Here is a 16,111-nt window from a genome sequence, read left to right as displayed (position 1 = left end):
CGTGACAAAAATCCGCCAGTTATGTTTAGTCAGTGTGTTGCTGACAAGCGGGATTGCCAGCGCGGCGAATGTCCGTTTGCAGGTTGAGGGGTTATCCGGGGCGCTGGAAAAAAACGTGCGTGCGCAGCTATCGACCATCCAGAGTGATGAGGTGACGCCGGACCGGCGTTTTCGCGCGCGCGTCGATGATGCGATCCGTGAAGGGCTGAAAGCGCTGGGGTATTACGAACCCACCATTGATTTTGATCTTCGCCCGCCGCCAAAGAAGGGGCGCCAGGTCCTCATTGCCCGCGTTTCGCCGGGTGAGCCGGTACTGATTGGCGGCACGAACGTTATCCTGCGCGGCGGGGCGCGTACCGACCGGGATTACCTGGACCTGCTCAGCACGCGGCCAAAAGTCGGCACCGTGCTCAACCACGGTGACTACGACCATTTCAAGAAAGAGCTGACGAGTGTTTCCCTGCGTAAGGGCTACTTTGACAGCCAGTTTAATAAAAGCCAGCTGGGCATTGCGCTGGATCGACGTCAGGCCTTCTGGGATATCGACTACGACAGCGGGGAACGCTACCGCTTTGGCGACGTGACGTTCGAAGGTTCGCAAATTCGTGAAGAGTACCTGCAAAACCTCGTGCCGTTCAAAAAAGGGGATTACTACCAGTCGAGTGACCTCGGAGAGCTGAACCGACGCCTCTCAGCTACCGGCTGGTTTAACTCCGTGGTTGTCGCGCCGGAATTTGATAAGTCTCGCAAAACCAAGGTGTTGCCGCTGCATGGCGTTGTTTCGCCGCGCACCGAGAACACCATTGAGACCGGTGTTGGCTACTCGACGGATGTGGGACCACGCGTGAAAACCTCGTGGAAAAAACCGTGGATGAACTCGTACGGTCACAGCCTGACTACCAGCCTGAGCCTCTCTGCGCCCGAGCAGCAGCTGGACTTCAGCTACAAAATGCCGCTGCTAAAAAATCCGCTTGAGCAATATTACCTTCTGCAGGGCGGTTTTAAGCGCACCGATTTAAACGACACAAAGCAGGACTCTACGACGCTTGCCGTCTCCCGCTTCTGGGATCTCTCCAGCGGCTGGCAGCGCGCCATTAACCTGCGCTGGAGCCTGGACCACTTTACCCAGGCCAACGTCACCAATACCACTATGCTGCTTTATCCGGGCGTGATGATCAGCCGTACCCGCTCGCGTGGGGGCCTGATGCCGACCTGGGGCGACTCGCAGCGCTACTCCATAGATTATTCCAACTCCGCCTGGGGCTCCGACGTGGACTTCTCCGTCATGCAGGCGCAAAACGTCTGGATCCGTACGCTGTACGACAAACATCGCTTTGTGATGCGCGGCAATCTCGGCTGGATTGAAACGGGAGACTTCGAGCGCGTTCCGCCGGACCTGCGCTTCTTCGCCGGGGGCGACCGCAGCATTCGCGGGTATAAGTACAAATCGATCTCACCTGAGAACGAAAAGGGCCAGCTGACCGGTGCGTCAAAACTGGCGACGGGCTCGCTGGAGTACCAGTACAACGTCAGCGGAAAGTGGTGGGGCGCGATGTTTGTTGACGGCGGTGAAGCGGTAAACGATATCCGCCGCAGCGACTTTAAAACCGGCGCGGGCGTCGGCGTGCGCTGGCAGTCACCCGTCGGGCCCATCAAGCTCGATTTTGCCGTGCCTGTCGGCGACAAAGATGAACACGGATTACAGTTTTACATCGGTCTGGGGCCTGAATTATGAGTTTATGGAAGAAAATAAGCCTCGGAGTGCTGATCTTTATCGTGCTGCTGCTCGGGACGGTGGCGTTTCTGGTAGGAACGACGACCGGGCTGCATCTGCTGTTTAACGCCGCGAACCGCTGGGTGCCGGGGCTGGAGATTGGTCAGGTGACGGGCGGCTGGCGCGACCTGCGCCTGAAGAACATCCGCTATGAGCAGCCGGGCGTGGCGGTCAACGCCGGGGAGTTCCATCTCGCGGTAAAGCTGGGCTGTCTGCGTGACAGCAAGCTCTGCGTCAACGATCTGTCGCTAAAAGATGTCAACGTGGCGATAGATTCAAAGAAAATGCCGAAGTCTGCGCCGGTTGAAGAAGAAGACAGCGGCCCGCTGAATCTCTCCACGCCGTACCCGATCGCGCTTTATCGGGTGGCGCTCGATAACGTCAATATCAAAATCGACGACACCACCGTGTCCGTGATGGATTTCACCTCCGGCCTGCGCTGGCAGGAGAAAAACCTCACCCTGACACCAACGTCCCTGCAGGGCTTGCTGATCGCGCTGCCGAAAGTGGCCGACGTGGCGCAGGAAGAGATCGTCGAGCCGAAGATCCAGAATCCGCAGCCGGAAGAAAAGCCGCTGGGCGAAACGCTGAAAGACCTCTTCTCGAAGCCAGTGCTGCCGGAAATGACCGACGTTCATCTGCCGCTGAACCTTAACATCGAGGAATTCAAAGGCGAACAGCTGCGCCTGACCGGTGATACCGACCTGACGGTCTATAACATGCTGCTGAAGGTCAGCAGCATTGACGGCAACATGAAGCTCGACGCGCTGGATATCGACACCAACCAGGGCTCGGTGAATGCGTCGGGTAATGCGCTGCTGCGCGACAGCTGGCCGGTGGATATCACGCTGAATAGCACCCTGAACATCGACCCGCTGAAAGGCGAGAAAGTGAAGGTCAAGGTGGGCGGAGCGCTGCGCGATAAGCTCGATGTTGGCGTGAATCTCTCCGGCCCGGTGGATATGGCCCTGCGTGCGCAAACCCAGCTGGCGGAAGCCGGGCTGCCGCTCAATCTTGAGGTTGTCAGCAAGCAGCTTTCCTGGCCGTTCACCGGTGAAAAGCAGTTCCAGGCCGATGACCTGAAGCTAAAGCTGAGCGGCAAGATGACTGACTACACGCTCTCTTTCCGCACCGCGGTGAAGGGGCAGGGCGTGCCGCCCGCGAACATCACCCTGGATGCGAAGGGCAACGAACAGCAGGTCAACCTCGACAAGCTGACCGTCGCGGCGCTGGAGGGCAAAACCGAGCTGACCGCGCTGCTCGACTGGCAGCAGGCGATCAGCTGGCGCGGCGAGCTGAAGCTGACGGGCATTAACACCGCCAAAGAGGTGCCGGACTGGCCGTCGAAGCTGGATGGCCTGATCAAAACGCGCGGCAGCCTGTACGGCGGCACGTGGCAGATGGACGTGCCGGAGATCAAGCTCACCGGGAACGTGAAGCAGAACAAGGTAAACGTTGAAGGCTCGGTGAAAGGCAACAGCTATCTGCAGTGGGTTATCCCGGGCCTGCACGTGGCCCTGGGTCGCAACACGGCGGATATCAAAGGCGAGCTGGGGGTGAAAGATCTCAACCTTGACGCCACCATCGACGCGCCGAATCTGGATAACGCCCTGCCGGGGCTTGGCGGTACGGCGAAGGGGCTCGTGAAGGTGCGCGGCACGGTAGATGCGCCGCAGCTGCTGGCGGATATCACCGCCAATAACCTGCGCTGGCAGGAGTTGAGCGTTGCCCGGGTTCGCGTGGAGGGGGATGTGAAATCCACCGACCAGATCGGCGGTAACCTGAACCTGCGCGTGGAACGTATTTCTCAGCCGGACGTGAACATTAGCCTGGTCACCCTGGACGCTAAAGGCAACGAGAAGCAGCACGACCTGCAGCTACGCGTGCAGGGCGAGCCGGTCTCCGGCCAGCTGCACCTGACCGGCAGCTTCGACCGCAAAGAGGAGCGCTGGAAAGGGACGCTGGATAATACCCGTTTCAACACCCCTGTTGGGCCGCTGGCGCTGTCGCGCGCCATTGCCCTGGACTACCGCAACGCCGAGCAGAAGATCAGTATTGGGCCACACTGCTGGACCAACCCGAATGCGGAGCTGTGCGTGCCGCAGACCATCGATGCGGGCGCGGAAGGGCGCGCGCAGATCAACCTCAACCGCTTCGATCTGGCGATGCTGAAGCCGTTTATGCCGGATACCACGCAGGCCAGCGGCGTCTTCAGCGGGAAAGCCGATGTCGCCTGGGACACCACCAAAGAGGGGCTGCCGCAGGGCAGCGTGACGCTCTCCGGGCGTAACGTGAAGGTAACGCAGGAGGTCAACGACGCGCCGCTGCCGGTGGCGTTCGACACCCTGAACCTGAGTGCCGATCTGCATAACAATCGCGCACAGCTGGGGTGGACAATCCGCCTGACCAATAACGGTCAGTTGGATGGTCAGGTCCAGATTACCGACCCGCAGGGACGGCGTAATCTGGGCGGCAACGTTAACATCCGAAACTTCAACCTGGCGATGGTGAACCCGATTTTCGCGCGTGGGGAAAAAGCCGAAGGCATGCTGAACGCTAACCTGCGCCTGGCCGGCAACGCGCAAAGCCCTCAGCTGTTTGGCCAGCTGCGCCTCAGCGGCGTGGATATCGACGGCAACTTTATGCCGTTTGACATGCAGCCCAGCCAGATCGCGATGAACTTCAACGGCATGAGCTCGACGCTGAGCGGCTCGGTACTGACGCAGCAAGGGCAAATCAACCTGAGCGGCGACGCGGACTGGAGCCAGCTCGACAACTGGCGCGCCCGTATTGCCGCGAAGGGCAGTAAGGTGCGCATCACCGTACCGCCGATGGTGCGCCTGGACGTCTCGCCTGATGTGGTCTTTGAAGCCACACCAAGCCTCTTCACGCTTGACGGTCGCGTCGACGTGCCGTGGGCGCGCATTGTGGTTCACGACGTGCCGGAAAGTGCGGTCGGCGTCTCAAGTGATGAAGTTATGCTCAATGAAAATCTGAAACCTGTCGAACAGAAGAGCGCTGGCATACCGATTAATAGTAATCTTACCGTGCACGTGGGGAATAACGTGCGGTTGAATGCGTTTGGGCTGAAGGCGAGGCTCACGGGCGACCTGAAAGTGGCGCAGGATAAACAAGGGCTTGGCCTGAACGGGCAGATCAACATTCCTGAAGGGCGTTTCCATGCCTATGGTCAGGATCTGATTGTTCGTAAAGGCGAGCTGCTGTTCTCCGGCCCACCGGATCAGCCCCTGTTAAACATCGAAGCGATTCGTAACCCGGAAGCGACGGAAAACGACGTTATTGCTGGCGTTCGCGTCACCGGTTCCGCCGACGAACCGAAGGCGGAGATCTTCTCTGACCCGGCGATGTCGCAGCAGGAAGCCCTCTCTTATCTGCTGCGTGGACAAGGTCTGGACAGCGGACAAAGCGACAGTGCGGCGATGACCTCGATGTTAGTGGGTCTGGGGGTTGCACAAAGTGGGCAGGTTGTGGGTAAAATCGGCGAGACGTTCGGCGTAAGCAATCTGGCGCTGGACACCCAGGGCGTGGGTGACTCCTCGCAGGTGGTGGTCAGCGGCTATGTACTGCCGGGTCTGCAGGTAAAATATGGTGTGGGGATCTTTGACTCACTGGCAACACTCACGCTACGCTATCGCCTGATGCCTAAGCTATATCTGGAAGCAGTGTCCGGCGTAGACCAGGCACTTGATCTGCTCTATCAGTTTGAGTTTTAGCAATGCGAATATTTGTCTACGGCAGTTTAAGAACCAGGCAAGGCAACAGTCACTGGATGACCAATGCCCTGCTGCTGGGGAATTACAATATCGAGAACTACCAGTTGTACAGCCTGGGCCACTATCCAGGCGCGGTTCCGGGCGAAGGAACAGTACAGGGTGAAGTCTATCGTATTGATAACGCGACGCTTGCCGAACTTGATGCCTTGCGCACCAGGGGCGGTGAATACGCGCGCCAGTTGATCCAGACGCCGTACGGAAGTGCGTGGATGTATGTCTACCAGCGTCCGGTCGAAGGGTTAACGCGGATTGTAAGCGGTAACTGGTTAGACAGAGACCAGTACTGAAAAACGACAACGCCACCGTGAGGTGGCGTTGTTTTTTTTTGCTCCTTCAACTCTCTTCTGTATCCCGGCGCCGGGTTAAAAACAGAGGAACGAACAGCATGATATAGGGGGCAATAAGCCATAACAAACACAGGGCGCGTGAACGGCCATAGTAGTTTATGCACCGCGTATTGCTTGAAATGACGGGCAGGAAAAACAGTAAAAACAGCAGAATCGCATAATCGCTTCGATAAGGGATCCATAAGTAAAACAAAAACCAGGCAAGCTGGAATGTCATGATGCAGAGATACTGCCATTTGCTGTCTTTGCCGTAACAGTCAAACGCCTTTATGTAGCCCATCTTTATGCTTTGAAGAAAGAAACTTAGCATGTATAACGCTCACGATCGCGACGGTCAGGAGTGTGCTCGTCAGCAACGCCCCTAAAAAATAGCTGTGGGTAATATCAGTAGCACCCGAGCCTAAAGTATGTAATTTACTATATCCTCTATCTACTGCAACAAAAAGCGTATACAGCCCGATGTTAATACAGAACTGAAGCAGACAAGAAGTGATAATATTTCCTGGGATTCTTTTTAATAGAGTAAGTGACGCATAAATAATACTTGCTGATAGAGCGAAGTAAAGCCCGTTAAATAAACTGGATAGTAAAGAACTATTTATTTCGCTGAATATTAAATTATCGCTTCCATAGTACCATGACAGATATTCAACATACGTACTTCTGCCAAAGATAAAGGAGGCAACAATAAGGATGAATAGGCTCACAATATGGCTTTTCTTACTCATAATTTTGCTCCTTTAGATAGCAGTTCCTTCATCGTTTTACTGGCTTCTAGCTGATCTTTGATTATGGCAAGGTCACGAGTATTGTGGTTATATTTTGCAATAGCGGTTGGCGTACCTTTACCACCATTGTCCATAAAGAAGACAATATCCTTACGACCATAAAGAAGAACTTGTGGGATGGGATCCCGCCCATAGCTCACCGCCTGTGGCAGGGAGTGGATAGACTCTGTCGTGAGGAACCGAGGAATATTTTCATGCTCAATATTACCTAAAGGCGTTGTGGCAACAAGAGAGCCAATAAAATCGGTCGTATACACTAACGCATCTGTATCTTTGGTCGTTACTTTTGAACCCGTAATATATTTTATCTGTTGCCAAAGGGTAATATCTTTAGGGGAAACCTTAACGCCATCCATAAACATATCTTGCTTGCGTTTTAGCTGAATGACAGTACGGTGCACCTGTGTTAAAGAGGGGCTGATTTCCCCAATAGAAGGCATAAGACCATCGCGGGAATAAAGCCGTTCAATGATAAAATAAATCCCAGTTGGGCGGGCAACGTCAATGTTAATGGATGACATATGAATCCTGTAAGGAAGGGGGATTAATGTTCATCATGACAGTATGTTGCGAACAGCCTGGCTATTCAACCACTCCCACCATAAATGATAGGGCGTCTTTGCTTTTTTTTAATATCCAAATCAAAAAGGAATGGGATTTTTCTTAAATAATCTGTTTGTGCCGCTTTTAACCAACGAAATAAAAAAGCCCCGATCAGCGGGGCTTTCATCAATCAGCAGTAAGAATTACTTCTTAGCAGCGCGTTCGAAAGAGGCGATGATTTCCGCTTTCGCCGCTTCTGCGTTGTCCCAGCCGTCAACTTTAACCCACTTGCCTTTTTCGAGGTCTTTGTAGTGCTCGAAGAAGTGAGTGATCTGCGCTTTCAGCAGCTCTGGCAGGTCGTTCACATCTTTGATGTGATCGTATTCTTTGCTCAGCTTGGTGTGCGGTACCGCAACCAGCTTCGCATCTTCACCGGATTCGTCGGTCATTTTCAGCACGCCAACTGGACGGCAGCGAATGACGGAGCCTGGCTCCAGTGGGTATGGCGTTGGGACCAGCACGTCAACTGGGTCACCGTCCAGAGACAGGGTGTGGTTGATGTAACCGTAGTTGCACGGATAGAACATCGCGGTAGACATGAAACGGTCTACGAACAGGGCGCCGCTCTCTTTGTCCACTTCGTATTTGATCGGATCTGCGTTAGCCGGGATTTCGATAACTACGTAGATGTCTTCTGGCAGTTCTTTACCCGCTGGGACGTTGAGTAAGCTCATGTCGGTGTCCTTTAAAATGGATGGTAAACAAGTGGCAGGTATTATAGCCAACTCGCGCTGAATGTCTCCGCCTGTTTTCGCTTTATCTCCCCGCTTTCTCCACTTTTCAGACCGATTCCATGACAGGAAAATCCATAAACTCAGCCGCATTTTTCATGGCGAAATGAAAGCGATTACAAACTTGTGATTAACGTTTTATTCACTTTTCTGAAGTGTGATGTAACGCAATTCGTTACATATTTCATGGGCTATAGTCATTCCGCAGAACATCTTTTAACCAACAATAACTCACCCTACGAGGACGTTCATATGTGGAAGCGCTTACTCCTGGTCACAGCAGTTTCGGCAGCCATGTCGTCTATGGCGATGGCCGCTCCCTTAACCGTAGGTTTTTCGCAAGTCGGCTCTGAATCTGGCTGGCGAGCGGCAGAAACCAACGTGGCGAAAAGCGAGGCTCAGAAACGCGGCATTACCCTGAAAATCGCCGATGGTCAGCAAAAACAAGAGAATCAGATCAAAGCCGTGCGCTCCTTTATCGCCCAGGGCGTGGATGCCATCTTTATTGCACCCGTCGTGGCGACCGGCTGGGAACCCGTCCTGAAGGAAGCGAAAGACGCTGAGATCCCGGTCTTCCTGCTCGACCGTTCCATCGACGTCAAAGACAAATCCCTCTATATGACCACCGTCACCGCCAACAACGTGCTTGAAGGGCAATTGATTGGCGACTGGCTGGTGAAGCAGGTCGACGGCAAGCCGTGTAACGTCGTTGAGCTGCAGGGTACCGTCGGGGCGAGCGTGGCCATCGACCGTAAAAAAGGCTTTGCTGAAGCCATCGCGAAAGCGCCAAACATTAAGATTATCCGCTCTCAGTCCGGCGACTTTACCCGTAGTAAAGGTAAAGAGGTTATGGAGAGCTTCATTAAGGCTGAAAACAACGGCAAGAACATCTGCATGGTTTACGCCCACAACGATGACATGGTGATCGGTGCGATTCAGGCGATTAAAGAAGCGGGTCTGAAGCCGGGCAAAGATATCCTCACCGGCTCTATCGACGGCGTGCCGGACATCTACAAAGCGATGATCGACGGCGAAGCCAACGCCAGCGTGGAGCTGACGCCAAACATGGCGGGTCCGGCATTCGACGCGCTGGAGAAATTCAAGAAAGACGGCACGATGCCGGAGAAAGTGACGGTCACCAAGTCCACCCTCTACCTGCCTGATACGGCGAAAGAGGAGTTAGAGAAGAAGAAAAATATGGGCTATTAAGACCCGCGCCCCTCACCCCAGCCCTCTCCCCGGAGGGGAGAGGGAGAAAGGCAGGGCGGAGCTGGATATTAACAATTGGCACGATCAATCCCCTCTCCCCTCCGGGGAGAGGGTCAGGGTGAGGGGGAAACCATGACCACTGAACAACACCAGGAAATCCTCCGCACAGAGGGCTTGAGTAAATTCTTCCCCGGCGTAAAGGCGCTGGATAGCGTTGATTTCAGCCTGCGGCGCGGGGAGATCATGGCGCTGCTGGGCGAGAACGGCGCGGGAAAATCGACGCTGATAAAATCCCTGACCGGTGTTTATCACGCCGACCGCGGCACCATCTGGCTGGAAGGCAACGCCATTTCGCCCAAAAACACCGCCCATGCCCAGCAGCTGGGGATCGGGACGGTGTACCAGGAAGTGAACCTGCTGCCGAATATGTCGGTGGCGGATAACCTGTTTATTGGCCGTGAGCCACGCCGTTTTGGCCTGCTGCGCCGCAAAGAGATGGAAGCGCGGGCGACAACGCTGATGGAATCGTACGGCTTCTCCCTCGACGTCCGCGAGCCGCTGAACCGCTTTTCCGTGGCGATGCAGCAGATCGTCGCCATTTGTCGCGCGATCGATCTCTCGGCAAAGGTGCTGATCCTTGACGAACCCACCGCCAGCCTCGATACCCAGGAGGTGGAGATGCTCTTTACCCTGATGCGCCAGCTGCGCGATCAGGGCGTCAGCCTGATCTTCGTCACCCACTTCCTCGAACAGGTGTATGAGGTGAGCGATCGCATTACGGTGCTGCGCAACGGCAGCGTTGTCGGCTGCCGCGAAACCCGCGAGCTGCCGCAAATCGAGCTGGTAAAAATGATGCTGGGCCGCGAGCTGGAGACCAACGCCCTCCAGCGTGCAGGGCGCACGCTGCTGAGCGAGAAACCGGTCGCCGCGTTCAGCGATTACGGCAAAAAAGGGGTGATCTCGCCGTTTAACCTTGAGGTGCGGCCAGGCGAAATTGTCGGGCTGGCGGGCCTGCTGGGCTCCGGCCGGACCGAGACCGCCGAGGTGATCTTCGGGATCAAGCCTGCCGACAGCGGCAGCGCGCTGATCAAGGGCAAACCGCAGACCCTGCGATCGCCGCATCAGGCCTCCTGTCTGGGCGTCGGCTTCTGCCCGGAGGACCGGAAAACGGACGGCATTATTGCCGCGGCCTCGGTGCGGGAAAATATCATTCTGGCGCTACAGGCGCAGCGCGGCTGGCTACGGCCGATCCCTAAGCGCGAGCAAAACGCCATTGCCGAGCGCTTTATCCGCCAGCTCGGCATCCGCACCCCGAGCGCGGAACAGCCCATTGAATTCCTCTCCGGCGGTAACCAGCAGAAAGTGCTGCTGTCGCGCTGGCTGCTGACCAAACCCCAGTTCCTGATCCTCGACGAACCGACCCGCGGCATTGACGTAGGGGCGCACGCCGAAATTATCCGGCTTATCGAAACCCTGTGCGCGGACGGCCTGGCGCTGCTGGTCATTTCCTCCGAGCTGGAAGAGCTGGTGGGCTATGCCGATCGCGTCATCATCATGCGCGATCGCAAGCAGGTGGCAGAGATCCCGCTGGATAAGCTGTCCGTTCCGGCGATCATGAATGCCATCGCGGCATAAGGAGTGAATCGTGATGCCCCGTTCGCTTTCGCAAACCGGTGAGTCAAAGCGCCGCTTCAGCTGGCCAACCGGCACGCCGCAAATCGCGGCGCTGCTGGTGGTTCTGCTGGTGGATAGCCTGGTCGCGCCGCATTTCTTCCAGATCATCGTGCAGGATGGCCGCCTGTTTGGCAGCCCGATAGACATTTTAAACCGTGCCGCGCCCGTGGCGCTGCTGGCCATCGGGATGACGCTGGTCATCGCCACAGGCGGGATTGACCTCTCCGTCGGCGCGGTGATGGCTATCGCCGGGGCTACGGCCGCCTCCATGACCGTGGCCGAACATAGCCTGCCGGTGATCCTGCTGGCAGCCTTAGGCACCGGCGTGCTGGCAGGATTATGGAACGGTATTCTGGTGGCGGTACTGAAAATTCAGCCCTTCGTTGCCACGCTGATTTTAATGGTGGCCGGGCGCGGCGTCGCGCAGCTGATAACCTCCGGCCAGATTGTGACCTTCAACTCCCCGAGCCTGGCGTGGCTCGGTAGCGGCAACCTTCTGTTCTTCCCGACGCCGGTGATTATTGCCCTGGTCACGCTCGTTGTCTTCTGGCTCTTCACCCGCAAAACGGCGCTGGGCATGTTCATTGAGGCCGTCGGGATCAACATCCGCGCCGCGCGGAACGCCGGCGTCAACACCCGGCTGATGGTAATGCTGACCTACGTGCTGAGCGGCGTCTGCGCCGCCATCGCCGGGGTCATCGTCGCGGCGGATATTCGCGGGGCCGATGCCAACAACGCGGGACTCTGGCTGGAGCTGGACGCGATCCTCGCGGTGGTGATCGGCGGCGGGTCGCTGATGGGCGGGCGCTTTAACCTGCTGCTCTCGGTGATCGGCGCCCTGATCATTCAGGGCATGAACACCGGGATCCTGCTGTCGGGATTCCAGCCGGAGCTTAACCAGGTGGTGAAGGCGGTGGTCGTGCTCTGCGTGCTGATCGTCCAGTCGCCGCGCTTTGTCAGCATCATTAAGGGGATCCGTGGCCATGATAAAACGTAATTTACCGTTAATGATCACGCTGGGCGTGTTTGTGCTGGGGTACCTCTACTGTCTGACGCAGTTCCCCGGTTTTGCCTCGACGCGCGTGATTTGCAATATCCTGACCGATAACGCCTTTTTAGGCATTATCGCCGTCGGTATGACCTTTGTGATCCTCTCCGGCGGGATCGATCTCTCCGTTGGGTCGGTGATCGCGTTTACGGGCGTGTTCCTCGCGAAGGCAATCGGCTTCTGGGGCATCTCTCCGCTGGTGGCGTTTCCGCTGGTGCTGGCGATGGGCTGTGCGTTTGGTGCTTTTATGGGGCTGCTGATCGACGCGCTGAAAATCCCTGCCTTTATCATCACCCTCGCCGGGATGTTCTTCCTCCGTGGGGTGAGCTATCTGGTGTCGGAAGAGTCGATTCCAATTAACCACCCCATCTACGACACGCTCTCCAGCCTGGCGTGGAAAATTCCCGGCGGCGGCCGCCTGAGCGCGATGGGGCTGCTGATGCTGGGCGTGGTAGTGATTGGCATCTTCCTCGCTCACCGTACCCGGTTTGGCAATCAGGTTTACGCCATCGGCGGTAACGCCACGTCGGCCAACCTGATGGGCATTTCAACCCGCAGCACGACTATTCGCATCTATATGCTCTCGACCGGCCTGGCGACGCTGGCGGGTATCGTCTTCTCGGTGTATACCCAGGCGGGCTATGCCCTTGCAGGCGTGGGCGTCGAGCTGGATGCGATTGCTTCTGTGGTTATTGGCGGTACGCTGCTCAGCGGCGGCGTGGGCACGGTGCTGGGGACGCTGTTCGGCGTGGCCATCCAGGGGCTGATACAAACCTATATCAACTTTGACGGCACGCTCAGCTCCTGGTGGACGAAGATCGCCATCGGCATTTTGCTGTTTATTTTTATTGCCCTGCAGCGGGGGCTGACGGTGCTCTGGGAGAACCGTCAAAGCTCGCCTGTTACCCGTGTAAACACATCGGTAACAGAGCGATAACACGCTGAATTTGCTTAAAGTCTAAACATTTTCCGGTAGCGGCCGATACTCTTTTTTTATGCCCAGAAATATCTCGCTACCGGAAATAATATCATGCTTAAAACGCTATCGATTCGTACCGGCTTGCTCTCTTTACTGGCCGTTATGACCCTTCTGCTGCTGATTGTCAGCGGCATTGGCATTTATGCCCTCACACAGAGTTCTTCTTCGCTGCAGCGTATTAATCACCTTCAGGGTGAGCAGATGGTGCAGCTTAATTCAGGCTATACGCTGCTCCTGCGCGCGCGCAATGAAGCGGGTCAGGCCGTCCGCATGATGGAAATCGGCATGCTGGACGATGCGGCCAACGCGGTAAAAAACATCAATCAGGAAGTTGCCCTGGCCCAGAAAACGCTGAAAGGGGTAATCGAGGGCGGCGTGGCTGACGAGCAGGGACAACAGTTGCTCGATAAAGTGGCGGCCAGCCTGGCGACGTATAGCCAGCAGGGGATCAACCCGATGCTGAAAACGCTGAATGACCAGAGCGCGGACGGGTATTACGATCTGCTCGAGAAGACGTTGATTCCGGTGGCGAAGCAGTTTGATAACGATATGCAGGCGTTTCAGAAATGGAGCGAAGCGCGGGGTCAGGCGGAAGTGAGCGCCGTGCAGTCGAGTAAAACCCGCGTCCTGATCCTGATTATCGTCGCAGCGCTGCTGACGGCGGGCATTATCGTGCTCGCCTGGCTGGTGCTGCGCCATATGCTGCTCAAGCCGCTCTCGGCCTCCATTGCTCAACTGGAGAACGTGGCAGCGGGGGATTTAACCCATACGCTGAATGCCCCCGCGAGCCAGGAGTTTAACCGCCTCAACGCGGTGATAGAGGAGATGCGCCAGTCGCTGATGAACTCGGTTGTGCGGGTACGCGATGCCAGCGCGCAAATTGACACCGGTAGCCGCGAGCTGACGCTGGGAAACCGCGATCTTGCCGAACGTACGGAATCCACCGCCACGTCGCTGGAGCAGACGGCGGCCAGTATGGAACAGATCACCGCCACGGTGAAACTCAACGCCGATAACGCCGAGCAGGCGCACCAGCTGGCGAAATCGGTGTCCGACACGGCCGATCACGGCAGCGAGATGGTCTGCTATGTGATTGAAAAAATGCGCGATATTTCCGGCAGCTCGGCGCGCATCGCCGACATCCTGAGCGTGATCGACGGCATTGCCTTCCAGACCAATATCCTGGCGCTTAACGCCTCCGTGGAAGCGGCGCGCGCGGGCGAGCAGGGGCGCGGGTTTGCCGTCGTCGCAGGCGAGGTGCGAAACCTTGCAAGCCGCAGCGCCGACGCGGCGAAAGAGATCCGAACGCTAATCAGTGATTCGCAGACCCACGTTAACGAGGGGAGCGAGCTGGCCCAGCGGGCTGGTGAAACGATGGACGAGATCGCAACCGAAGTGCTGCGCATGACCAAACTGATGCGAGAGATTGCGACCGCGTCTCAGGAGCAGAGCCGGGGCATTGAGCAGGTGAATATTGCGGTGAACCAGATGGACGAAACCGCGCAGCAGAATGCGGCGCTGGTGCAGCAATCCTCCGCCGCGACCCGCTCCCTTGAGGAGCAGTCGCGTCAGCTGATGGAAGCCATGTCATCATTCAAAGTGACGACTCAGAACGCGGCATAATATTACCCAGCCCCGGTACGTTCTGTGCCGGGGTTTTATTCCTTCCGGAATTAAGCGCCCCGATATTATCGTGAATTTCGCCCATTAATATTTCCAGCGAGCTGGTTAAGGCTAACGCTTTTTCAGTCGGTTCAAGGTATAAACCTTTACGGAAAAATAACGGCTCATCAAAGAGTTGATTAAAGCGCTTTAATGCCAGACTCACCGCAGGACGGGACATCTCCAGACGCAAAGAGGCCTTTGCCATGCTGCCGCAGCGGACGATTTCAATAAATACAGGGATAAGATTTAAATCAATGCCGGTATTAGCACGGGAATAATTTTTCATTGCAATTCTGCTCCACGAAATATCTGTCAAACTGTTATGGAAATAATGCAGGAGCAGTGGTGAATATTAAAGCATGTTTTTTATAAACACTTATACGGTAAAATATATAAATGACAAGGGGAGCCGGACAGGCTCCCCTGAAGAGAGGGATTACGCGTCCGGGTACTCACGGATAAAACGTTCAACGTCTTCAACCATGTGGTTGTTGCCGACGAAGAATGAACGGCGCTGGTGAAGGCTTTCCGGCACGATGTCCAGAATACGCTCTTTACCGTCGCTCGCCTTGCCGCCCGCCTGTTCAGCAAGGAACGCCATCGGGTTGCATTCGTACAGCAGACGCAGTTTCCCGTCCGGGTGGCTGGCGGTGCTTGGGTAGAGGTAGATACCGCCTTTCAGCAGGTTACGATGGAAATCCGCGACCAGAGAGCCAATATAACGGGACGTGTACGGGCGCTGGGTCGCTTTATCTTCTTCCTGGCAGAATTTAATGTACTTCTTCACGCCGTTCGGGAATCGGATGTAGTTGCCTTCGTTGATGGAGTAGGTGTTGCCCTTCTGCGGGAAGCGCATGCGTTCCTGGCTCAGACAGAAAACGCCCAGTGATGGATCGTACGTAAAGGCGTGAACCCCGCACCCGGTGGTATACACCAGCATGGTGGAGGAGCCATAAACGACGTAACCGGCAGCAACCTGATTAATGCCCGGCTGCAGGAAATCTTCTTCGGTCACCGGCGTGCCAACAGGCGTGACGCGGCGGTAGATGGAGAAAATGGTACCGACAGAAACGTTAACGTCGATGTTTGAGGAGCCGTCGAGCGGATCCATCAGAACAACGTATTTAGCGTGTTCACACCCTTCGAAAACAACAATTTCATCTTCTTCTTCAGAGGCGATACCCGCAACGATGTCGCGCGCGCGCAGTGCAGCTTTCAATTTTTCATTTGCGAACAGATCGAGCTTCTGTTGAACCTCGCCCTGAACGTTCTCGGCACCGCTGGCACCCAGGATATCGACCAGACCGGCCTTGTTGATATCACGGTGGATGATCTTAGCGCCCAGCTTTATTGCCGACAGCAAAGCAGTGAGTTCACCGGTAGCATGAGAGAACTCGTGCTGCTTTTCGACAATAAATTCACCTAACGTTTTCATAACACTTTCCCTGCATCTTTGTGAGTAGAGCGATTGTATGTTCACTAAAACGACTAAAGCCCAA

13 protein-coding genes are annotated in these 16,111 nt (G+C 56.0%); 8 read left to right on the top strand and 5 right to left on the bottom strand.

Translation table 11 applies throughout. From position 1 onward, the window contains the following. Position 1 precedes the first annotated feature (1 nt). The 3 genes from tamA to P349_RS12715 are packed head-to-tail and all read left to right on the top strand — an operon-like array spanning position 2 to position 5,855. On the top strand, positions 2–1,735 hold the full coding sequence (gene tamA / locus P349_RS12705) for an autotransporter assembly complex protein TamA (RefSeq protein WP_032651421.1): 1,734 nt from the start codon (positions 2–4) through the stop codon (positions 1,733–1,735). Continuing rightward, positions 1,732–5,508: an autotransporter assembly complex protein TamB gene (gene tamB, locus P349_RS12710; protein WP_032651424.1), complete on the top strand. Its 3,777-nt coding sequence runs from the start codon at positions 1,732–1,734 to the stop codon at positions 5,506–5,508. Before tamA ends, tamB begins: the two co-directional genes overlap by 4 nt. 2 nt (positions 5,509–5,510) lie before the next feature. Next, positions 5,511–5,855 carry a gamma-glutamylcyclotransferase family protein gene (locus P349_RS12715; protein ID WP_024907288.1) on the top strand — a complete coding sequence of 115 codons (345 nt, stop codon included), beginning with the start codon at positions 5,511–5,513 and terminating at the stop codon, positions 5,853–5,855. A 317-nt stretch (positions 5,856–6,172) separates the two neighbouring features. On the opposite strand, the gene P349_RS12725 is transcribed toward P349_RS12715, so the two are convergent. The 3 genes from P349_RS12725 to ppa form a co-directional block, all read right to left on the bottom strand. Further along, on the bottom strand, positions 6,173–6,643 hold the full coding sequence (locus P349_RS12725) for a hypothetical protein (RefSeq protein ID WP_032651426.1): 471 nt from the start codon (positions 6,641–6,643) through the stop codon (positions 6,173–6,175). After that, a complete protein-coding gene (locus P349_RS12730) occupies positions 6,640–7,224 on the bottom strand; it encodes a hypothetical protein (protein WP_023334293.1) in 585 nt (194 codons plus the stop codon). The genes P349_RS12725 and P349_RS12730 overlap by 4 nt, the downstream gene beginning before the upstream one ends. Before the next feature lie 225 nt (positions 7,225–7,449). Beyond that, a complete protein-coding gene (ppa, locus tag P349_RS12735; RefSeq protein ID WP_010427397.1) occupies positions 7,450–7,980 on the bottom strand; it encodes an inorganic diphosphatase in 531 nt (176 codons plus the stop codon). A 309-nt stretch (positions 7,981–8,289) separates the two neighbouring features. On the opposite strand from ppa, the gene ytfQ reads away from it, so the two are divergent. The 5 genes from ytfQ (at position 8,290) to P349_RS12760 (ending at position 14,570) form a co-directional block, all read left to right on the top strand. Next, positions 8,290–9,246 carry a galactofuranose ABC transporter substrate-binding protein YtfQ gene (ytfQ, locus tag P349_RS12740; protein ID WP_014882271.1) on the top strand — a complete coding sequence of 319 codons (957 nt, stop codon included), beginning with the start codon at positions 8,290–8,292 and terminating at the stop codon, positions 9,244–9,246. Positions 9,247–9,378: 132 nt separating this feature from the next. After that, entirely contained in the window at positions 9,379–10,881 is a 1,503-nt protein-coding gene (ytfR, locus tag P349_RS12745; RefSeq protein ID WP_032651429.1) for a galactofuranose ABC transporter, ATP-binding protein YtfR, read from the top strand. 10 nt (positions 10,882–10,891) lie between these two features. After that, positions 10,892–11,917, top strand: coding sequence for a galactofuranose ABC transporter, ATP-binding protein YtfT (gene ytfT, locus P349_RS12750; RefSeq protein ID WP_193745662.1), 1,026 nt, complete (start codon positions 10,892–10,894; stop codon positions 11,915–11,917). Beyond that, positions 11,904–12,905 carry a galactofuranose ABC transporter, permease protein YjfF gene (gene yjfF, locus P349_RS12755; protein WP_023334296.1) on the top strand — a complete coding sequence of 334 codons (1,002 nt, stop codon included), beginning with the start codon at positions 11,904–11,906 and terminating at the stop codon, positions 12,903–12,905. Before ytfT ends, yjfF begins: the two co-directional genes overlap by 14 nt. 93 nt (positions 12,906–12,998) lie before the next feature. Next, the gene (locus P349_RS12760) at positions 12,999–14,570 is read left to right on the top strand and encodes a methyl-accepting chemotaxis protein (protein WP_032651435.1); all 1,572 of its coding nucleotides are present in this window, start codon (positions 12,999–13,001) and stop codon (positions 14,568–14,570) included. On the opposite strand, the gene P349_RS12765 is transcribed toward P349_RS12760, so the two are convergent. Beyond that, a complete protein-coding gene (locus tag P349_RS12765) occupies positions 14,542–14,898 on the bottom strand; it encodes a helix-turn-helix domain-containing protein (protein ID WP_024907284.1) in 357 nt (118 codons plus the stop codon). The genes P349_RS12760 and P349_RS12765 overlap by 29 nt on opposite strands. A gap of 150 nt (positions 14,899–15,048) precedes the next feature. Next, positions 15,049–16,047 carry a class 1 fructose-bisphosphatase gene (fbp, locus tag P349_RS12770; RefSeq protein ID WP_024907283.1) on the bottom strand — a complete coding sequence of 333 codons (999 nt, stop codon included), beginning with the start codon at positions 16,045–16,047 and terminating at the stop codon, positions 15,049–15,051. Positions 16,048–16,111: the final 64 nt, after the last annotated feature.

It is taken from the genome of Enterobacter sp. DC4, from assembly GCF_000568095.1.
GTDB lineage: Bacteria > Pseudomonadota > Gammaproteobacteria > Enterobacterales > Enterobacteriaceae > Enterobacter > Enterobacter pseudoroggenkampii.
This window is presented reverse-complemented; position numbering and strand designations above follow the sequence as displayed.